Origin of the sequence: Citrobacter sp. HN-141 (genome assembly GCF_033341895.1) — a bacterium.
Lineage (GTDB): Bacteria > Pseudomonadota > Gammaproteobacteria > Enterobacterales > Enterobacteriaceae > Citrobacter.
In genome coordinates, this window is the sequence record NZ_JAWPBF010000007.1 from 105544 (window position 1) to 126666 (window position 21123).

Consider the following 21123-nt stretch of genomic DNA (forward strand, 5'->3'; position numbering starts at 1 on the left):
TATTATGCCTGAAGGCCCGGAGATCCGCCGCGCGGCGGATAACCTGGAGGCGGCAGTCAAAGGCAAACCCCTGACGGATGTCTGGTTTGCCTTTGAGCAGTTAAAACCGTATCAATCCCAACTCATCGGGCAGCGTGTTACCCAGCTTGAAACGCGGGGTAAAGCCTTGCTGACCCATTTTTCCAATGGCCTGACGCTATACAGCCACAATCAGCTTTACGGCGTGTGGCGAGTCGTCGATACCGGCAACATTCCGCAAACCACGCGGGTGCTGCGCGTCAGGCTGCAAACAGAGGATAAAACTATCCTGCTGTATAGCGCGTCTGATATCGAAATGCTGACGCCAGAGCAGCTCACCACCCATCCATTTCTGCAACGGGTTGGACCGGACGTCCTTGATTTGCGTTTAACCCCCGCAGAGGTAAAAACGCGTCTGCTGTCACCCCGTTTTCGCAATCGTCAGTTTTCCGGTCTGTTGCTGGATCAGGCGTTTCTGGCGGGGTTAGGTAACTATCTACGGGTAGAAATTCTCTGGCAGGTGGGGTTGACCGGGCAACATAAAGCGTCACAGCTTAGCGATGAACAGTTGGATACGCTGGCGCAAGCGCTGCTTGATATTCCTCGTCTGTCGTATAACACGCGTGGCCAGGTTGATGACAATAAGCACCACGGCGCGCTGTTTCGCTTTAAGGTTTTTCACCGGGACGGCGAAGCCTGTGAGCGCTGTGGTGGAATCATCGAGAAAACGACACTTTCCTCACGCCCCTTTTACTGGTGTCCGGGCTGCCAGCATTAGGTGGGCTGTCTTGGCGCATGCGCTGAAATAAAACGCGCCACCGCCGGGCCGGTCAATAAGATACTGAACAGCCGCAGGGTTTGCATCGCCATGATGAGCGCCATATCGGCGTGGCTGCCTGCGGCAATTACCGCGACGGAATCCACCCCGCCAGGGCTGGTCGCCAGATAGGCGGTGAGAAAGTCGATTTGCATGTAATGCGCCAGACCCCAGGCCATAGCGGCACAAATCGCCATCAGTGAAAAAATAGACAATAAAATTTGTGGCAACGGACGCAGTGCCATCAAAAATATCTGCTTGTCAAAGCCCAGGCCTATTTGCCAGCCAATAGCCATATACGCCATTGCCAACAGCCATTCCGGCAGTTCAATGACCATCACACCGCCTGCGTTCAGCAATGCGCCTGCCAGCATGGGCAGCAACATCACGCCAGAGGGGATGCGCAGTAAGCGCCCGGCTATACCGGCAACGGCGGCCAGCAGTACGGTACTCAACAGATTAATACTCAGCGGCGGAAACCAGACGAGTTGCTGACCGACCGTTTGCGCCTGTTCGCCCATGACTAATCGGGTTACCAGCGCGGCCGCCCCGACCACCAACAGTACCCGCAGATACTGCATAAAGGCTACCAGGCGGATGTCAGCGCCATAATCCTGCGCCATCGCAACCATTGCGGCTGCCCCGCCAGGTGATGAACCCCACGCGCCGGTGTTCCCTGGTAAATTGCTGTAGCGAACCAGCAGCCAGCCGATGACCGCGCTGCTAATAAGCGTCGCCAGCAGGATGACAATCACCATCGTCCAGTGTGCTGCAAGCGTGGTTAAAATGGAGCCTGTGAGATTTTGCGCAATCATGCAGCCGAGAATAGCCTGAGCGGCAAGAAATGTGCAGCGAGGAGGGTGCAGGGAGATCCCGCGCATACTGAAAATGATACCGACGATCATCGAACCGAGCAGCAATGCGCCAGGAAGATGTATCAACAGAAAGAACAGGGAAAGAAGAAGTGACAGTAAAAACAGTAAACCCCACCGCAACACATGCATCCCATGCTCCTGCCTGAATGAAATTAAGTAACGCTCGATAAATCATAGAGAAAGTGCGACAAGAATAAAACTATGAGGGGCAATAAAAACCATAAGTTTGACAAATAACAATGTCAATATGTCTTCCGGGTAAGCATGAGCGCCATCCTGTAAGATAAGCTAACGCTTAATATCAGACTAAAAATCACGTTTGCCGTCGCTGGTGTACATATGAATGATATTTATATTGATGAGTTTAATTTATATATTGAATGAGTTTTTCTCTGCTGTCGTTTTATTAAATGATTAAGGTGTGCTAACACCTATTTAATAATAAAACTGGAGCACTTTTTGATATCTTTTTTACAGGCAGCATTTATCTTACAACAGTCCATAACAAGGACAATGTTAAACAGGCCTGGCGTACCGGAGGACTTGACGATACCGAATGCGAAGCTAAATGCAGGTTAACAGTGAGTTCAGAAGTACAGTCTGGCGTTTTGAACAGGGTTGTGCAGGAAAAATGACAACCGATAAATAGAGTCATGGGGAAATTATGCCAAGGGTCGATAAGGCTGCTGTTGTAGTCAACGCGTCTCTGGACCTTAACAGGAACGGTGATGCTAATGTGGCAAGGCTTCATGGTGTCAAAGAGCATCTGATAAACTTTTTCACTTTTGGGAAAATTCATGCGGGGGAAAAACGCGCTGCAGGTCTGATGGCGGTGTCCACAGGACTTGCTGCTGCTATAGAGGAAGCGCACATAACGCCGTCTGACGCCAGAAGATTGCTTTATACACCTTCTGGTAGTGTGGGTATTGAGTTTGCTGTTGGAAAGGAAGGGGGAGAACTGGCTGGACGTTACGCTCTGAACCTGCGCAGGTATAACGGGAAAATTGAGTTTAGTCTGTCTGACGCAAGAGGTGGACACGTGGCTACATTCCGTTGTACTGAAGATGAGATGGAGAAGGGCCTTGGAACGCTGATTACAGTCAACCTGCTACAGCGGATCGATCAGCGTCCAGGTGGGGGGGATCACCTGACTCAATTCATAAATACAGGTGATATTTATTTGGAAAATATAGATTTGTCTGGTGAAATTTTGACTGAAGCAAATTTGTCACATGCGTATTTGTCAGGTGCAATTTTGACCGGTACAGATTTGTCAGGTGCAATTTTGACCGAAGCAAATTTGTCATATGCGTATTTGCCAGGTGCAATTTTGACCGGTACAGATTTGTCGGGTGCAATTTTGACCGAAGCAAATTTGGCAGGTGTAGATTTGTCAGATGCAGATTTATTCAGTGCAATTTTGACCGAAGCAACTTTGACCGATACACATTTTGAAGGTGCAACTTTGACCAATGCGCATTTTGAAGGTGCAACTTTGGCCAATGCTCATTTTGAAGGTGCAACTTTGACCAATGCGCATTTTGAAGGTGCAACTTTGGCCAATGCGCATTTTGAAGGTGCAACTTTGACCGATGCACATTTTGAAGATGCAACTTTGACCAATGCTCATTTTGAAGGTGCAACTTTGACCGATGCAAACTTTTACGGTGCAATTTTGACCGGTAAAGATCTTACAGGCCAAACTTTGGCAGAACGCTTTTTGACCAATGCAGATGTGGCTCGTGTAATTTTGACCAATCAACATGTGAACGATGGCACATTGCTATTTGCAATTTTGACCGATAAATATTTGGAAGGTCCCGTTTTGTTACATGAAATACTAGCATCAAAAAATTGGTTAGGAGCAAATTTATCAGATATAGATATTGTCAGAACCATATCGGCATGGAACACGACTGTAAGTTTACCTCGAAAATCGCATTGACGAAGAGGGTTATTCCGCAGGTAGTCTGATGCGTCACGGCAGCAGCCCGCTGATTCGGTTTATCGGCCAGTCAGCGATAACATCAAGAAAATGGTGAAGGTAGCGTTCAGGTTCAACACCGTTCAGTTTGCACGTCCCAATCAGGCTGTACAGTAACGCACCTCGCCCATCGCCGTGATCCGACCCGATGTACATATGGGCCAGCTCAAGCGGAGGCCTGTCTGATCGCGGTGTCCACTGGACTTGCTGCTGCCATGAGAGGAATGACTCTGACTTGGAACTCTGATTATTGTCAGACTGCTACAGCAGATCGATAAGCGCCCAGGAGAGGGGGATCGCCTGTCAGGATTCATCACTACGGATGTCATTAATCAGGCACATGCAGATTTGTCCAATGCAACTTTGAAAAAATCAAATTTTTCAGGTGCAGATATTTTATATACAAATTTTGCAGGTGTGGATGTTTTACCCTGGCTCCACCGGCAAGAAAAATAACGTCATTCCTCTGAACTAAAAAAAATTGTTTCGATTTCCGACAAAGTGGTTTGACATTTGCCTCTCATGTCGACAGGAAGGGAGGCTTATTTTTATTAACGCTCAATGCCAGGTTTAAAATTGAGTTCGTCGCTGCGGGTATGTAGTTGAAGCATGTTAGCGATATTTGTATTGATGAGTAAAATTTAATATATATATTGAATGATTTTTATTAGCTACCACACTATTAAATGATTCAGACGTTCAAATCCTCGTTTAATAATAAAGCCTGAGCGCTTTTTGATATTTTTTTGAAAGGCAGCATGTATCCTACAACAGTCCATAACAAGGACAATGTTAAACAGGCCCGGCATACCGGAGGACTTAGCGATGCTGAGTGTTAAGTTAAATGCAGTTAACGGTGAGTTCGGAATACGGTCTGATGTTTTGAGCAGGGTTGTTCAGGATATATGACAACCGGTAAACAGAGTAATGAGGAAATTATGAAAAGAGTCGAAAAGGCAGCGAATTATATAAATGCGTCTCTGCACCTGAATCGGAACGATGATGCTAATGTGGCTAAGCATCATGGTGTCAAAGATCATCTGAATAACTTTTTCACATTTGGGAAAAAACATGCGGAGGAAAAACGAGTTGCAGGTCTGATGGCGGTGTCCACAGGACTAGCTGCTGTTCTGGCGGGAATGCAGATGACGCCGGAAAAAATCAAAACTGAGCTTGATACTGGTAATCAAATTGTGACCATTGATTTTACTGTTGGAGAGAGCGGGAAGAAACTGGCAGGAAGTTACCGTCTGAATCTGACCAGGTATGACGGGGGTATTAGGTTTAGTCTGTCTGACACAGACGATGTAAATAAAAATGCGTCTGAATTCAATTGTTCTGAAGAACAGTTGAATAAAGGCCTTGGAACTCTGATTACAGTCAACCTGTTACAGTATGTCGATCAGCATTTAGGATTTGTGGATCGGGATCGCCTGACTCAATTCCTAAATACGGGTCGCATTAATCTGGTAAATGTAAATTTTACCTATGTAATTTTGGCCGATGTATTTTTTGCCGGTGCTGATTTGTCAGGTGCAAATCTGAAAGATGCAGGATTGCACTGTGCTGATTTATCAGGTGCTGATTTGTCAGATGCTGATTTGTCAGATGCAGATCTGAAATGTGCAAATCTGGAATGTGCTGGTTTGTCAGGTGCTGATTTGTCAGATGCTCGTTTATCAGGTGCAAAGTTGTTCGGTGCTGGTTTATCCGGTGCTAATTTGTCACGTGTAATTTTGCACGGTGAAAATTTGGTAGGTGCAAAGTTGTTCGGTGCAAATTTGGGCGGTGCTGATTTATCAGGTACAAAGTTGTCCGGTGCTGATTTGTCTGGTGCTAATTTGTTCGGTGCTGATTTGTCAGGTGCTGATTTATCAGGTGCAAATTTTCACCGTGCTAATTTACGAGCTGCAAATCTGAAAGGTAATAATTTGTCAGGTGCTGATTTATCAGATGCTGATTTATCACATGCAAATCTGGAAGGTGTTGATTTATCAATTACAAATTTGATAGGTGCAAATCTGAGAGTTGCCAATTTGAAATATGCAGTGTTGGCAGGTGCAAATTTGTTCGATGCAATTTTGTTAAATGCAAATCTGGAAGGTGCAGATTTGACATATGCAGCGTTGGAAGGTGCAGATTTGACATATGCAGCGTTGGAAGGTGCAGATTTGACATATGCAACGTTGGAAGGCGCAACGTTGTCCCGTGCAACATTGGCAAAAGTAACTTTGTACGGAACAAATTTTCAGCGTGCAGATTTTTCAGGTGGTGTATTTTTGACAGATCAAGGTTGGAACGCCGCAGATTTGAGAGATGCAATTTTGCCAAAACCAGGTTTGCCAGGTGCAGATGAGTTACGTACAGCTAAATTTTCCAGCTAAAAAATGACGCCAGTCCCTTGGACTGAAAACGTTTTTGCCTGAGTTTCGACAATGCGGTTTGAACATTTGCCTCCCTTGCCGACAGGAAGGGAGGCTTGTTCTCAATTAACGCTTAATAGCAGACTTAAAATCGCGCTTGTCGTAGCCGGTATACAGCTGACGCGGACGGGCGATTTTCATGCCGTCAGTGTGCATTTCGTTCCAGTGTGCAATCCAGCCAACGGTACGCGCCATCGCGAAGATAACGGTGAACATGGAGGACGGGATGCCCATCGCTTTCAGGATGATGCCGGAGTAGAAGTCTACGTTCGGGTAGAGTTTCTTCTCGATGAAGTACGGGTCGTTGAGCGCAATGTGCTCAAGCTCCATTGCCACTTCCAGCAGGTCATCTTTGGTGCCGAGTTCTTTCAGCACTTCATGGCAGGTTTCACGCATCACGGTGGCGCGTGGGTCATAGTTTTTGTAAACACGGTGACCAAAGCCCATCAGGCGGAAAGAATCATTCTTGTCTTTCGCGCGGCGAACAAATTCCGGAATGTGTTTAACCGAGCTGATTTCTTCCAGCATTTTCAGCGCAGCTTCGTTGGCGCCGCCGTGTGCCGGTCCCCACAGGGAAGCAATACCGGCCGCGATGCAGGCAAACGGGTTCGCACCAGAAGAGCCTGCGGTACGTACGGTTGACGTTGAAGCGTTTTGTTCGTGGTCAGCATGCAGGATCAGAATACGATCCATGGCGCGTTCCAGAATGGGGTTTACTTCGTATTTTTCGCACGGCGTGGAGAACATCATGTTCAGGAAGTTACCGGCGTAAGACAAGTCATTGCGCGGGTAAACAAACGGCTGGCCGATGGAGTATTTGTAGCACATCGCGGCCATGGTCGGCATTTTGGACAGCAGACGGAAGGCGGCGATTTCACGATGGCGCGGATTATTGACATCCAGCGAATCGTGGTAGAACGCAGCCAGCGCCCCGGTAACACCGCACATGACGGCCATCGGGTGAGAGTCGCGGCGGAAACCGTGGAACAGACGGGTGATCTGCTCGTGGATCATGGTATGGCGAGTGACCGTGGTTTTGAACTCGTCGTACTCTTCCTGCGTCGGTTTTTCACCGTACAGCAGGATATAACACACTTCCAGATAGTTGGACTCGGTCGCCAACTGGTCAATCGGGAAGCCGCGATGCAGCAAAATACCTTCGTCACCGTCGATGAACGTAATTTTGGATTCGCAGGATGCGGTAGAGGTGAAACCTGGGTCAAAAGTAAACATGCCTTTTGAGCCAAGGCTACGAATATCAATAACGTCCTGACCGAGCGTGCCCTTCAGCACATCCAGTTCGATAGCAGCATCACCGTTTAGAGTGAGTTTTGCTTTAGTATCAGCCATTTACGGTCTCCTTAGCGCCTTATTGCTTAAGACTACTCAGGTGAGATCTGTTTCAACTCATCAATTAACCGTTACCACTTTGTTATTCGGCTCGCCGCTCTGCGAAGAGGAGAAAACCAGGGTACAGAGCAATGGGCGCTTGCAGGTAAATCAGTTAACTCATGGTGAATTAGCAACAAATCAACAACTTAGCAATCCGAATTATTAAACCTGTCTACACTAATAACTGTCCTGAAGGTATTGGTCAATACTTCCACACTGTTACATAACTAAATCTCCGGTGAAAGAGTGACCCCATAACTTTTACGCATTATATGCTTTTTCTGGTGTTGTTTGTAACAAGTTTGTTTAATGATTGTCAAATCAGATGATTAAAAATTAAAATAATGTTGTTATCGTGACCTATGTCACTGTTCGGGATAAAACCCGACAAACTATATGTAGGTTAATTGTAATGATTTTGTGAACGTCCTATACTGCCGCCAGGTCTCCGGAATACCCTGCAATCCCGAGCCAACCAGCGTTGTAACGTGTCGTTTTAGCAACTGGAAGCAGTGTTTTATATGACGCGTAGTTATAGTAAGGACGCTGTCTGACCCGCAAGCAGACCGGAGGAAGGAAATCCCGGCGTCTTTCAGACTACAGAAGTCTTTATCTTCTGTGCCCGAAGTCCAAAGGGAATAATAAGAACAGCATGTGGGCGTTATTCATGATAAGAAATGTGAAAAAACAAAGACCTGTCAATCTGGATCTGCAAACGATCCGATTCCCAATCACGGCGATAGCGTCCATTCTCCATCGCGTATCTGGAGTGATCACCTTCGTAGCGGTCGGGATCCTGTTGTGGTTATTGGGTACCAGCTTGTCCTCCCCTGAAGGTTTCCTCGCCGCGTCATCCATTATGAATAACTTCTTCGTGGAGTTAATTCTGTGGGGGATCCTGATTGCGCTGGCCTATCACGCCGTCATGGGCATTCGCCATCTGTTGATGGATTTTGGCTATATCGAAGAAACCCTCGAAGCAGGGACACGCTCCGCCAAAATTTGTTTCGTTATCATTGTCGTGCTTTCACTTCTTGCAGGAGTCCTCGTATGGTAAGCAACGCCTCCGCATTAGGACGCAACGGCGTACATGACTTCATTCTGGTCCGTGCTACCGCTATCGTTCTGACGTTATACATCATCTATATGGTCGGCTTCTTCGCCACCAGCGGCGAGCTGACGTTTGAAGTCTGGACCGGTTTCTTCTCATCGGCATTCACCAAAGTCTTCACCCTGCTGGCACTTTTCTCCATCTTGATTCATGCCTGGATTGGCATGTGGCAGGTGTTGACCGACTACGTTAAACCGCTGGCTGTACGCCTGATTCTGCAACTGGCCATTGTCGTTGCGCTGGTGGTTTACGTCATTTATGGATTTGTTGTGGTGTGGGGTGTGTAATGAAACTGCCAGTCAGAGAATTTGATGCTGTTGTGATTGGTGCCGGTGGCGCAGGTATGCGCGCGGCGCTGCAAATTTCCCAGAGCGGCCAGACCTGTGCGCTGCTCTCCAAAGTCTTCCCGACCCGTTCCCATACCGTATCCGCGCAGGGTGGCATCACCGTGGCGCTTGGTAATACCCATGAAGATAACTGGGAATGGCACATGTACGACACCGTTAAAGGGTCGGACTACATTGGTGACCAGGACGCGATTGAATATATGTGTAAAACCGGTCCGGAAGCGATTCTGGAGCTGGACCACATGGGGCTGCCGTTCTCGCGTCTCGACGATGGCACCATTTATCAACGTCCGTTTGGCGGCCAGTCGAAGAACTTCGGCGGTGAACAGGCGGCACGTACCGCCGCGGCGGCTGACCGTACCGGTCACGCGCTGTTGCACACGCTGTATCAGCAAAACCTGAAAAACCACACCACGATTTTCTCCGAGTGGTATGCGTTAGATCTGGTGAAAAATGCTGATGGCGCAGTTGTCGGTTGTACCGCACTGTGTATCGAAACCGGTGAAGTGGTTTACTTCAAAGCCCGCGCCACCGTGCTGGCGACCGGCGGTGCTGGCCGTATTTACCAGTCAACAACTAACGCCCACATCAACACCGGTGATGGCGTAGGTATGGCAATCCGTGCCGGTGTTCCGGTGCAGGATATGGAAATGTGGCAGTTCCACCCAACCGGTATCGCCGGCGCGGGCGTGTTGGTCACAGAAGGCTGCCGTGGTGAAGGCGGTTACCTGCTGAATAAACACGGCGAGCGCTTCATGGAGCGTTATGCCCCGAATGCGAAAGACCTGGCGGGTCGTGACGTGGTAGCGCGCTCCATTATGATCGAAATCCGTGAAGGTCGCGGCTGTGACGGCCCATGGGGTCCGCACGCTAAACTGAAACTCGACCACCTCGGTAAAGAAGTACTGGAATCCCGTCTGCCGGGCATTCTCGAACTGTCCCGTACCTTTGCTCACGTTGACCCGGTCAAAGAGCCAATCCCGGTTATCCCAACCTGCCACTATATGATGGGCGGTATTCCGACCAAAGTTACTGGCCAGGCGCTGACCGTGAACGAGCAGGGCGAAGATGTGGTGATTCCTGGGCTGTTTGCCGTCGGCGAAATCGCCTGCGTATCGGTTCACGGCGCCAACCGTCTGGGCGGCAACTCGCTGCTGGACCTGGTCGTATTTGGTCGTGCGGTTGGTCTGCACCTGCAGGAATCTATCGCTGAGCAGGGTGACCTGCTGGATGCGACCGAAGATGAAATCGACGCTTCTCTGGCGCGTCTGAACCGCTGGAACGGTAACCGTAACGGTGAAGACCCGGTGGCGATTCGCAAAGCGCTGCAGGAATGTATGCAGCATAACTTCTCGGTATTCCGCGAAGGTGACGCGATGGCGAAAGGTCTTGAAGAGCTGAAAGCGATTCGCGAACGCCTGAAAAATGCCCGTCTGGACGATACCTCCAGCGAGTTCAACACCCAGCGCGTTGAGTGCCTGGAGTTGGATAACCTGATGGAGACCGCCTACGCCACTGCAGTATCTGCAAACTTCCGTACCGAAAGCCGTGGCGCGCATAGCCGCTTCGACTTCCCGGAACGTGATGATGAAAACTGGCTGTGCCATTCCCTGTATCTGCCAGAGTCGGAATCCATGACCCGACGTCAAGTCAACATGGAACCGAAACTGCGCCCGGCATTCCCGCCGAAGATTCGTACTTACTAATGCGGAGACAGGAAAATGAGACTCGAGTTTTCAATTTATCGCTATAACCCGGATGTTGATGATGCTCCGCACATGCAGGATTACACCCTGGAAGCGGAAGAAGGGCGCGACATGATGCTGCTGGATGCACTGATGCAGCTGAAAGAAAAAGATCCGTCGCTATCGTTCCGCCGTTCCTGCCGTGAAGGGGTCTGTGGCTCCGACGGCCTGAACATGAACGGTAAAAATGGTCTGGCCTGTATCACACCTATTTCTGCGCTGAATCAGCCGGGCAAGAAGATTGTCATTCGCCCGCTGCCGGGTTTACCGGTGGTGCGCGATTTGGTGGTAGACATGGGGCAATTCTACGCACAGTATGAGAAGATTAAACCTTACTTGTTGAATAATGGGAAAAATCCACCGGCTCGTGAGCATTTACAAATGCCAGAGCAGCGTGAGAAGCTCGATGGGCTGTATGAATGTATTTTGTGTGCATGCTGCTCAACATCTTGCCCATCATTCTGGTGGAACCCGGACAAGTTTATTGGTCCGGCAGGCCTGCTGGCAGCGTATCGCTTCTTAATTGATAGCCGCGATACCGAGACCGACAGCCGCCTGGACGGTTTGAGTGACGCTTTCAGCGTATTCCGCTGCCATAGCATCATGAACTGCGTCAGTGTTTGTCCTAAGGGACTGAACCCGACGCGCGCCATCGGCCATATTAAGTCGATGCTGCTCAAACGTAGTGCGTAAGTTGTTGTAGTGGTTGCCGGATGGCGACGTAAACGTCTTATCCGGCCTACGGGTTACGTACCTTGTAGGCCTGATAAGTGAAGCGCCATCAGGCAATATAAGTGCAGGAAACCTCTAAAAACTGCCACATTATTAGACAGTTTTTAAAGGTTCCTTAGCGGACGCAGAAAACACGACAGTCCGCAACAAGTGAACCCCGGCACGCACATCGGTGTGCGTGGTAGTATCCACGGCGAAGTAAGCATACAAATGCTTAAGGGATCACGATGCAGAACAGCGCTTTGAAAGCCTGGTTGGACTCTTCTTACCTCTCTGGTTCTAACCAGAGCTGGATAGAACAGCTCTATGAAGACTTCTTAACCGACCCTGACTCGGTAGATGCTAACTGGCGTTCGACGTTCCAGCAGTTACCTGGTACCGGAGTCAAACCGGATCAACTCCACTCAAAAACACGTGATTATTTCCGTCGACAGGCGTTGATTACCCCACGTTACTCTTCTTCTATTTCCGACCCTGATGCCAATGTGAAGCAGGTTAAAGTCCTGCAGCTCATTAACGCCTATCGTTTCCGCGGTCACCAGCATGCGAACCTCGATCCGCTGGGGCTGTGGCAACAAGAAAATGTGGCCGATCTGGACCCGTCTTTCCACGATCTGACCGACGCTGATTTTCAGGAAAGCTTTAACGTAGGTTCTTTTGCCGGCGGCAAAGACACCATGAAGCTGAGCGACCTGGTTGTTGCGCTGAAACAAACCTACTGCGGCCCAATTGGCGCCGAGTATATGCACATCACCAGCACCGAAGAAAAACGCTGGCTTCAACAGCGTATCGAGTCTGGACGTGCCGCGTTCAGTAGCGAAGAGAAGAAACGCTTCCTCAGTGAACTGACTGCAGCTGAAGGCCTGGAACGCTACCTGGGCGCGAAGTTCCCGGGCGCAAAACGCTTCTCGCTGGAAGGCGGTGATGCGTTAATCCCAATGCTTAAAGAGATGATCCGCCACGCCGGTAACAGCGGTACCCGTGAAGTGGTGCTGGGCATGGCGCACCGTGGTCGTCTGAACGTTCTGGTTAACGTACTGGGCAAACGCCCGCAGGAACTGTTCGACGAATTTGCGGGCAAACATAAAGAACACCTCGGCACCGGTGACGTGAAGTACCACATGGGCTTCTCGTCTGATATCGAAACCGAAGGCGGCCTGGTACACCTGGCGCTGGCGTTTAACCCGTCGCACCTGGAAATCGTTAGCCCGGTGGTTATCGGGTCGGTACGTGCGCGTCTGGACAGGCTGGATGAGCCGAGCAGCAATAAAGTATTGCCGATTACAATTCACGGTGATGCGGCAGTGACCGGACAGGGCGTGGTTCAGGAAACCCTGAACATGTCCAAAGCGCGTGGTTACGAAGTGGGCGGTACCGTTCGCATCGTTATCAACAACCAGGTAGGCTTCACCACCTCTAACCCGCTGGATGCGCGTTCTACACCGTACTGCACCGACATCGGTAAGATGGTTCAGGCGCCGATTTTCCACGTGAACGCGGATGATCCGGAAGCGGTTGCTTTCGTTACCCGTCTGGCGCTGGATTTCCGTAATACCTTTAAACGTGATGTCTTCATTGATCTGGTGTGCTACCGCCGTCACGGCCATAACGAAGCCGATGAGCCGAGCGCAACCCAGCCGTTGATGTATCAGAAAATCAAAAAGCATCCGACCCCGCGCAAAATCTACGCTGACAAGCTGGAAGCGGATAAAGTTGCCACGCTGGAAGATGCGACCGAAATGGTCAACCTCTATCGTGATGCGCTGGATGCGGGCGAATGCGTGGTGAAAGAGTGGCGCCCAATGAACATGCACTCCTTCACCTGGTCACCGTACCTCAACCACGAGTGGGATGAAAACTACCCTAGCAAGGTTGAAATGAAGCGTTTGCAGGAACTGGCCAAACGCATCAGCACCGTACCTGAAGCGGTTGAAATGCAGTCGCGTGTTGCCAAGATTTATGGCGATCGTCAGGCGATGGCCGCAGGCGAGAAGCTGTTTGACTGGGGTGGCGCAGAGAATCTGGCTTACGCCACGCTGGTTGACGAAGGCATTCCGGTACGTCTGTCGGGTGAAGACTCCGGCCGCGGTACTTTCTTCCACCGTCACGCGGTGATTCATAACCAGGCGAACGGTTCAACCTACACCCCGCTGCAGCATGTGCATAACGGACAGGGGACGTTCCGCGTATGGGACTCCGTACTGTCTGAAGAAGCGGTGCTGGCATTTGAATACGGTTATGCCACGGCTGAACCGCGTACGCTAACCATCTGGGAAGCGCAGTTCGGTGACTTCGCCAACGGCGCTCAGGTCGTTATCGACCAGTTCATCTCGTCCGGTGAGCAGAAATGGGGCCGCATGTGCGGTCTGGTGATGCTGCTGCCGCACGGCTACGAAGGCCAGGGGCCGGAGCACTCCTCTGCGCGTCTGGAACGTTATCTGCAACTTTGTGCTGAGCAAAACATGCAGGTTTGCGTTCCGTCTACGCCGGCACAGGTTTACCACATGCTGCGTCGTCAGGCGCTGCGCGGTATGCGTCGTCCGCTGGTGGTGATGTCACCGAAGTCATTGCTGCGTCATCCGCTGGCGGTGTCTACGCTCGACGAACTGGCGAACGGCACATTCCTGCCAGCCATTGGTGAGATTGATGAACTTGATCCACAAGCCGTGAAGCGGGTCGTAATGTGTTCTGGTAAGGTTTATTACGACCTGCTGGAACAACGCCGTAAGAATGGCCAAAAAGATGTTGCCATTGTGCGCATCGAACAGCTCTATCCGTTCCCGCATAAAGCGGTGCAGGAAGCGCTGAAACCGTTTGCTCATGTACATGATTTTGTCTGGTGCCAGGAAGAGCCGCTCAACCAGGGCGCATGGTACTGCAGCCAGCATCATTTCCGTGAAGTAATTCCATTTGGGTCAGCTCTGCGTTATGCAGGTCGCCCGGCCTCTGCCTCTCCGGCAGTAGGGTATATGTCCGTTCACCAGAAGCAGCAACAAGATCTGGTCAATGACGCGCTGAACGTCGATTAAATAAAGGATAAATAATGAGTAGCGTAGATATTCTTGTTCCCGACCTGCCTGAATCCGTAGCGGATGCAACGGTTGCAACCTGGCACAAAAAACCGGGCGATGCAGTACGTCGTGATGAAGTACTGGTAGAAATCGAAACTGACAAAGTGGTACTGGAAGTACCGGCATCAGCGGACGGTATTCTTGATGCGGTCCTGGAAGATGAAGGGACAACCGTCACTTCTCGCCAGATCCTCGGTCGCCTGCGTGAAGGCAACAGCACCGGTAAAGAAACCAGTGCTAAGTCTGAAGAGAAAGATTCTACTCCGGCACAGCGCCAGCAGGCGTCTCTTGCTGAGCAGAACAACGATGCCCTGAGCCCGGCGATCCGTCGCCTGCTGGGTGAGCATAACCTCGAAGCCAGCGCTATCAACGGCACCGGTGTCGGCGGTCGTATCACCCGTGAAGATGTTGAAAAACATCTGGCGAAAGCTCCGGCTGCGAAAGCCGAAGCAAAAGCGCCGGCAGCAGCACCTGCACCACAGGCTCAACTGGGCGCGCGTGGCGAAAAACGTGTTCCGATGACCCGTCTGCGCAAACGCGTAGCCGAGCGTCTGCTGGAAGCGAAAAATTCCACCGCCATGCTGACCACGTTCAACGAAGTCAACATGAAGCCAATCATGGACCTGCGTAAGCAATACGGTGATGCGTTCGAGAAACGCCACGGTATCCGTCTGGGCTTTATGTCTTTCTACGTTAAAGCCGTTGTTGAAGCGCTGAAACGCTATCCGGAAGTGAACGCGTCTATCGATGGTGATGACGTGGTTTATCACAACTACTTTGATGTCAGCATGGCGGTCTCCACGCCGCGTGGTCTGGTTACCCCGGTACTGCGTGATGTTGATCTGCTGGGTATGGCCGACATCGAGAAGAATATTAAAGAACTGGCGGTAAAAGGTCGCGACGGCAAGTTGACGGTCGAAGATCTGACGGGCGGTAACTTCACCATCACTAACGGTGGTGTGTTCGGTTCCCTGATGTCCACGCCTATCATCAACCCGCCGCAGAGCGCCATCCTGGGTATGCATGCCATCAAAGATCGGCCGATGGCAGTAGACGGCAAGGTTGAAATCCTGCCGATGATGTATCTGGCGCTGTCTTATGACCACCGTCTGATCGATGGTCGTGAGTCAGTGGGCTTCCTGGTAACCATTAAAGAGTTGCTGGAAGATCCAACACGTCTGCTGCTGGACGTGTAGTTAATAAGAGTATCACCTGCCCCGTAGGTCTGGACGCTTATCAGGCCTACGGGTAAAAGATAACGATTACCTGAAGGATGGACAGAACACATGAACTTACATGAATATCAGGCAAAACAACTTTTTGCCCGCTATGGCTTACCGGCACCGGTGGGTTATGCCTGTACTACTCCGCGCGAAGCCGAAGAAGCCGCATCTAAAATCGGCGCTGGCCCGTGGGTAGTGAAATGTCAGGTTCACGCTGGTGGCCGTGGTAAAGCGGGCGGTGTGAAGGTGGTAAACAGCAAAGAAGACATTCGCGCTTTTGCTGAACACTGGCTGGGTAAACGTCTGGTTACTTACCAGACAGACGCCCATGGCCAACCGGTAAATCAGATTCTGGTTGAAGCCGCGACCGACATTGGTAAAGAACTTTACCTCGGCGCAGTAGTTGATCGTAGCTCCCGTCGCGTGGTCTTCATGGCCTCTACCGAAGGCGGCGTGGAAATTGAAAAAGTAGCGGAAGAAACCCCGCACCTGATCCACAAAGTGGCGCTCGATCCGCTGGCAGGCCCAATGCCTTACCAGGGTCGTGAGCTGGCGTTCAAACTGGGTCTGGAAGGTAAACAGGTTCAGCAGTTCACCAAGATCTTCATGGGTCTGGCGACTATCTTCCTGGAGCGCGATCTGGCGCTGATCGAAATCAACCCGCTGGTGGTGACCAAGCAGGGTGACCTGATCTGCCTCGACGGCAAACTGGGGGCTGACGGCAACGCGCTGTTCCGCCAGGCTGACCTGCGCGAAATGCGCGACCAGTCTCAGGAAGATCCGCGTGAAGCGCAGGCTGCACAGTGGGAACTGAACTACGTCGCACTGGACGGTAACATCGGTTGTATGGTTAACGGTGCGGGCCTGGCAATGGGCACCATGGACATCGTTAAGCTGCACGGCGGCGAACCGGCTAACTTCCTCGACGTTGGAGGCGGTGCGACCAAAGAGCGTGTAACCGAAGCGTTCAAAATTATCCTCTCTGATGACAATGTTAAAGCCGTACTGGTTAACATCTTCGGCGGTATCGTACGTTGCGACCTGATCGCTGACGGTATCATCGGCGCGGTAGCAGAAGTAGGTGTAAACGTTCCGGTCGTGGTACGTCTGGAAGGTAACAACGCTGAACTCGGCGCGAAAAAACTGGCTGATAGCGGCCTGAATATTATTGCAGCGAAAAGTCTGACGGATGCAGCTCAGCAGGTTGTTGCCGCAGTGGAGGGGAAATAATGTCAGTTTTAATTAATAAAGATACCAAGGTTATCTGCCAGGGCTTCACCGGTAGCCAGGGGACATTCCACTCTGAACAAGCGATCGCTTACGGTACGCAAATGGTCGGTGGCGTTACGCCGGGTAAAGGCGGCACCACGCATCTGGGTCTGCCAGTGTTCAACACCGTACGTGAAGCGGTAGAAGCGACCGGCGCAACCGCCACCGTTATCTACGTTCCGGCGCCGTTCTGCAAAGACTCCATTCTGGAAGCGATTGATGCAGGCATCAAGCTTATCATCACTATCACCGAAGGTATCCCAACGCTGGATATGCTGACCGTGAAAGTGAAACTGGATGAAGCTGGCGTACGTATGATCGGCCCGAACTGCCCAGGCGTTATCACTCCGGGTGAATGTAAAATCGGTATCATGCCGGGCCACATTCACAAGCCGGGTAAAGTGGGTATCGTTTCCCGTTCTGGCACCCTGACCTATGAAGCAGTTAAGCAGACCACCGACTACGGTTTCGGCCAGTCTACCTGTGTGGGCATCGGCGGCGACCCGATCCCTGGCTCTAACTTCATCGACATCCTGAAGCTGTTCCAGGAAGATCCGCAGACTGAAGCGATCGTCATGATCGGTGAGATCGGCGGTAGCGCGGAAGAAGAAGCGGCTGCTTACATCAAAGATCATGTGACCAAGCCTGTTGTGGGTTACATCGCAGGCGTGACCGCGCCGAAAGGCAAGCGTATGGGTCACGCGGGTGCGATCATCGCGGGTGGTAAAGGTACAGCGGATGAGAAATTCGCTGCGCTGGAAGCCGCAGGCGTGAAAACAGTTCGTAGTCTGGCCGATATCGGCGAAGCGCTGAAAGCGGTAATTAAGTAATTCTCAAAAAGCAGTATAAGGTCTGACTCTTTCGCGTAGCAGAAAACAGCGGTTACGCGAAGGAAGCAAGACTGATTCGTTTTCGACATGGTTGGCCATCTATTGATGGCCTTTTTTATTTTCTGTCATCCCGCATCATGCAATTTGATCACAACCATCTTCACAAATGAGATTATTTTTTGCGGCGAACATCATTCTTTCTTGTGCCTGGATTTTGCATATTACCGCCTTTAGTCATATTAAGGTTGGAGGATGGCGTGTCGCTGAAAATTCAGGATGATTACTTACCATGTTTTTTCTCTATAGCAGAAGTCTTCTCCAATGCGACGGGGTTAGCAACGGTAGTCGTTGATGTTACAGGCAGAGCACTCTCTGATTGCCATAATTTTAATTCATTCTGTAAGCTGATGAGAGCGAATAAACGCTACAGTGTTGGTTGCCAGGCGTGCGATAAACAGTGTGCTTTTGAGGCACTGAAACAGTGTAAACCCAGAATATTCAGCTGCCATGCAGGGCTAAGTTTATTCTCCATGCCATTAATTTATGAGGGGAATCTGCATGGTTTTATTATCTGTGGTCAGGTTCGGGCTAAGTACCAGGAATATAAAACCATCATCGTTGAAGATGAGTTACGGTGGATGGGCGATCCTCAAATAAAAGCCGAGTGGGAACAGCTCGTTGCGGTTGATAATAATACATTGGTGGCATCGGCTAATTTATTACATTTTATTGTCAACAATTTTGAGAGACAAGAAAAGCAATCTGAAGTGGTATTCGATAAACCGGTAAGTAGCGTTCGGCACTATTTAACGGAGCTTTCTCGTCATGAGAAAAAACTACTGGCGGCACTGCGTTATATTGATGATAACTTGTATAGTGACTTATCCCTGGAGTCTGTGGCAGCACATGTCTGTTTAAGTGCAAATTATTTCAGTCGATTTTTTAAGAAACGCCAGGGCGTTAATTTTAAAACCTGGGTAAATCAGAAAAAAATGCAAAAGGCGGGGGAGCTATTACATGATCCTGTTCATTCAATAGACAGTATTGCCCGGAAACTTCAGTACGCACAAACCAGCTATTTTTGTCGCGTTTTCCGGGCGGCGCATCAAACATCACCCCAGTCTTTTCGTCACGCCAGACTCTCGCAGTAAAGGTTGTCTGGCAGCGTGATGGCTTCAGGTATAAAAGAGAGCCGATCGCTCAGGGTCACCACATCACCAATAACAATCAGCGCGGGTGGAACGATGTTCGCTTCCTGCGCTTTGCCCAGTAATGAACCGAGCGTACAGGTCAGGCGGCGTTGATTTTCTCGCGTCGCGGACATGATAATGGCCGCGGGGGTCTCCGCCGGTTTTCCGCCCATCAGTAGCTCTTCACAGATGAATGCCAGATTCGCAATACCCATGACGATAACCAATGTACCGTTCAGTTTGGCCAGTTGACGCCAGTCCTGCTGCTGGTTGCCTTCCCGCGTATGGCCAGTCACCACGTGAAAACCAGAGGCGTAATCGCGATGTGTTACCGGGATCCCGGCACAGGTTAATCCCCCAATGGTTGAACTGATACCGGGGACGACTTCAAAAGGTATCCCCGGCTCGATAAGCCCTTGAGCTTCTTCGGCCCCACGACCAAATACGTAGGGATCGCCACCTTTTAAGCGCACGATATTGTGATGCGTCTGGGCATACTGAACGAGAAGCGCGTTGATTTCATCCTGTGGCACGCAATGAAATCCTGGATTCTTACCGACATTGATAAGCTCACAGTCAGCGGATGCCCATTCCAGAATCTTAGGATTGACCAACCTGTCGTAAATAATGACATCTGCTTGTTTAATGCACATCACTGCTTTGAGGGTGAGTAATGAAATATCACCGGGACCTGCGCCAACGAGCCAGACCTTTCCGAAAGTTTTCACATTGTGTCCTTTATCACGTCTAACAAAAAAAGGCAGAACCACCCCGGAGAATGATTAAAAGCAGTCGTTTGCCTGTAAGTTATAACGCTAAATTTTCCTAAATTATCACAAGGATAATATTGATTAATCTCGCAAAGTTTTTTCCACAATAAACAAGATGACTTGAAAAATTATTAAGAACTTATTGGCGCTATGTGTCTGAATTTAACCTTAATTAAATTGTGTTTATTGTTGTGCTTGAGTATTATTGGTTAATATTTATCCGCCATCAGTATGAACAAATCATGGATTGGATCAATGACATCAATGCCTGAAATAAAATATAACACTCGATGTTTACTCGGGTGACATGAATTATTTTTTATAAATTAAACTATTTTTGTACGCTGCATATGGAAGAGGTTATGAGAGGAAAAATACCCAAAACGGAGTTGCTGGTAACTTTTGAAGTGGTTGCGCGTCACGAAAGTTATACCCGGGCAGCTGAAGAGCTGGCTTTAACACAAAGTGCCGTTTTCCGCCAGGTGAATGCGCTAGAGGATTTTCTTAATACAGCGCTATTTAATCATGCCAAAAAGCGCATTTTTTTAAATGCGGCAGGCAAACACTATTTAACTATCGTTAAAGAAACGCTGAACAAGCTTGAACGAGATACGACGACGATCATGACATGGCAGCCGACCGTACAAGTGATCGAACTGGCGGTTAACCCGACGTTCAGTACGCACTGGCTGATCCCAAACCTGCGTGAGTTCAATAAACTCAATCCGGATATTATCGTTAACATTCATTCTCTGGCGAATATTGGCGATTTTCTTAACCGGGAATATGACGCAGCGATCATGCGGGAAGATTTTTACTCTCCGTGGTCGGGGGTCGAGTACCTGTTCGAAGAGGAAATTCTGCCCGTGTGCAGCCGTTGCCTGCTTGCCGAACCGGACCGGAAGCTGTCTGTCGATGAACTGCTGAACGAATACCCGCTTTTGCATCAAAGCACCCGCATCAAAGGCTGGCAGGAATGGTTTGCGCTGTCCGATGTCAGCAGCCCGCTGGTGAATAAAGGTCCGCGATTTGATCTCTTGTCGATGCTGATTGCGGCGGTACGTTCCAACCTTGGCGTCGCATTGCTACCCCGTTTTGCCATTCAGCACGATCTGGATAGCGGGGATATGGTGATTCCTTGCGATGTTCCAATGCGTACTGGGAATCGATTTATCATGACGTGGCGGGAGGAGAAATCAGAGTCCCTGCATTTGGAAATCTTCCGCAACTGGTTGCTAAATAAGTCCGTGGTGTCAGCTGCCTGATGGCGGCTGCGCTTTATCAGGCCTACTGGTATAGGCCCGATAAGCGTATCGGTATCGGGTA

Annotated in this window: 17 protein-coding genes and 3 pseudogenes; 16 read left to right on the forward strand and 4 right to left on the reverse strand. The window is 50.1% G+C overall.

All coding sequences use genetic code 11. From position 1 onward, the window contains the following. The first annotated feature begins 4 nt into the window (after positions 1–4). The gene (gene nei, locus RYZ59_RS10610) at positions 5–796 is read left to right on the forward strand and encodes an endonuclease VIII (RefSeq protein ID WP_137384470.1); all 792 of its coding nucleotides are present in this window, start codon (positions 5–7) and stop codon (positions 794–796) included. Here the strand turns inward: nei and RYZ59_RS10615 are convergent. Next, positions 793–1839, reverse strand: coding sequence for an AbrB family transcriptional regulator (locus RYZ59_RS10615; RefSeq protein ID WP_318047818.1), 1047 nt, complete (start codon positions 1837–1839; stop codon positions 793–795). The two genes, nei and RYZ59_RS10615, sit on opposite strands and share 4 nt — an antisense overlap. A gap of 940 nt (positions 1840–2779) precedes the next feature. On the opposite strand from RYZ59_RS10615, the pseudogene RYZ59_RS24745 reads away from it, so the two are divergent. The 3 genes and pseudogenes from RYZ59_RS24745 to RYZ59_RS24755 form a co-directional block, all read left to right on the forward strand. Continuing rightward, positions 2780–3037: pseudogene (locus RYZ59_RS24745) on the forward strand (pentapeptide repeat-containing protein); the annotation flags it as partial. Beyond that, positions 3016–3105 (forward strand): annotated as a pseudogene (locus tag RYZ59_RS24750) (hypothetical protein); the annotation flags it as partial. The pseudogenes RYZ59_RS24745 and RYZ59_RS24750, both read left to right, overlap by 22 nt. Beyond that, positions 3086–3655: a pentapeptide repeat-containing protein gene (locus RYZ59_RS24755; protein ID WP_411961671.1), complete on the forward strand. Its 570-nt coding sequence runs from the start codon at positions 3086–3088 to the stop codon at positions 3653–3655. The pseudogene RYZ59_RS24750 and the gene RYZ59_RS24755, both read left to right, overlap by 20 nt. Before the next feature lie 33 nt (positions 3656–3688). On the opposite strand, the pseudogene RYZ59_RS10625 reads toward RYZ59_RS24755, so the two are convergent. Continuing rightward, a pseudogene (locus RYZ59_RS10625) lies at positions 3689–3853 on the reverse strand (transposase domain-containing protein); the annotation flags it as partial. Positions 3854–4042: 189 nt separating this feature from the next. On the opposite strand from RYZ59_RS10625, the gene RYZ59_RS24760 reads away from it, so the two are divergent. After that, positions 4043–4150: a hypothetical protein gene (locus RYZ59_RS24760; RefSeq protein WP_411961656.1), complete on the forward strand. Its 108-nt coding sequence runs from the start codon at positions 4043–4045 to the stop codon at positions 4148–4150. 482 nt (positions 4151–4632) lie between these two features. Then, positions 4633–6078 carry a pentapeptide repeat-containing protein gene (locus tag RYZ59_RS10630; protein WP_318047814.1) on the forward strand — a complete coding sequence of 482 codons (1446 nt, stop codon included), beginning with the start codon at positions 4633–4635 and terminating at the stop codon, positions 6076–6078. Positions 6079–6183: 105 nt separating this feature from the next. Here RYZ59_RS10630 and RYZ59_RS10635 read toward each other — a convergent pair whose 3' ends face one another. Further along, positions 6184–7467 (reverse strand): citrate synthase, encoded by a 1284-nt coding sequence (locus RYZ59_RS10635; protein ID WP_087053009.1) that lies wholly within the window; start codon positions 7465–7467, stop codon positions 6184–6186. A 694-nt stretch (positions 7468–8161) separates the two neighbouring features. On the opposite strand from RYZ59_RS10635, the gene sdhC reads away from it, so the two are divergent. From sdhC to RYZ59_RS10680, 9 genes are all read left to right on the forward strand, one after another. After that, positions 8162–8566, forward strand: coding sequence for a succinate dehydrogenase cytochrome b556 subunit (gene sdhC / locus RYZ59_RS10640; RefSeq protein ID WP_016152282.1), 405 nt, complete (start codon positions 8162–8164; stop codon positions 8564–8566). Then, the gene (gene sdhD / locus RYZ59_RS10645; protein ID WP_005122550.1) at positions 8560–8907 is read left to right on the forward strand and encodes a succinate dehydrogenase membrane anchor subunit; all 348 of its coding nucleotides are present in this window, start codon (positions 8560–8562) and stop codon (positions 8905–8907) included. Before sdhC ends, sdhD begins: the two co-directional genes overlap by 7 nt. Then, complete coding sequence (gene sdhA / locus RYZ59_RS10650; RefSeq protein ID WP_318047811.1) at positions 8907–10673, forward strand: succinate dehydrogenase flavoprotein subunit; 1767 nt, start codon at positions 8907–8909, stop codon at positions 10671–10673. Before sdhD ends, sdhA begins: the two co-directional genes overlap by 1 nt. A gap of 15 nt (positions 10674–10688) precedes the next feature. Next, complete coding sequence (gene sdhB / locus RYZ59_RS10655; RefSeq protein WP_202039119.1) at positions 10689–11405, forward strand: succinate dehydrogenase iron-sulfur subunit SdhB; 717 nt, start codon at positions 10689–10691, stop codon at positions 11403–11405. 266 nt (positions 11406–11671) lie between these two features. Next, positions 11672–14473, forward strand: a complete 2802-nt coding sequence (gene sucA / locus RYZ59_RS10660) for a 2-oxoglutarate dehydrogenase E1 component (protein WP_271442215.1) — start codon at positions 11672–11674, stop codon at positions 14471–14473. A gap of 14 nt (positions 14474–14487) precedes the next feature. Next, positions 14488–15711, forward strand: coding sequence for a 2-oxoglutarate dehydrogenase complex dihydrolipoyllysine-residue succinyltransferase (gene odhB, locus RYZ59_RS10665; RefSeq protein ID WP_003022925.1), 1224 nt, complete (start codon positions 14488–14490; stop codon positions 15709–15711). Between the two features lie 90 nt (positions 15712–15801). Then, positions 15802–16968, forward strand: a complete 1167-nt coding sequence (sucC, locus tag RYZ59_RS10670; RefSeq protein ID WP_003022927.1) for an ADP-forming succinate--CoA ligase subunit beta — start codon at positions 15802–15804, stop codon at positions 16966–16968. Continuing rightward, positions 16968–17837 (forward strand): succinate--CoA ligase subunit alpha, encoded by an 870-nt coding sequence (gene sucD, locus RYZ59_RS10675; protein ID WP_005122544.1) that lies wholly within the window; start codon positions 16968–16970, stop codon positions 17835–17837. The genes sucC and sucD overlap by 1 nt, the downstream gene beginning before the upstream one ends. Positions 17838–18094: 257 nt before the next feature. Beyond that, a complete protein-coding gene (locus tag RYZ59_RS10680) occupies positions 18095–18988 on the forward strand; it encodes a PocR ligand-binding domain-containing protein (RefSeq protein WP_318047808.1) in 894 nt (297 codons plus the stop codon). Here RYZ59_RS10680 and cobA read toward each other — a convergent pair. Beyond that, positions 18967–19755 (reverse strand): uroporphyrinogen-III C-methyltransferase, encoded by a 789-nt coding sequence (gene cobA, locus RYZ59_RS10685; RefSeq protein WP_318047806.1) that lies wholly within the window; start codon positions 19753–19755, stop codon positions 18967–18969. The two genes, RYZ59_RS10680 and cobA, sit on opposite strands and share 22 nt — an antisense overlap. 404 nt (positions 19756–20159) lie before the next feature. Between cobA and RYZ59_RS10690 the strand changes: the two genes are divergently transcribed. Further along, on the forward strand, positions 20160–21062 hold the full coding sequence (locus RYZ59_RS10690; RefSeq protein WP_137381339.1) for a LysR family transcriptional regulator: 903 nt from the start codon (positions 20160–20162) through the stop codon (positions 21060–21062). Positions 21063–21123 lie beyond the last annotated feature (61 nt).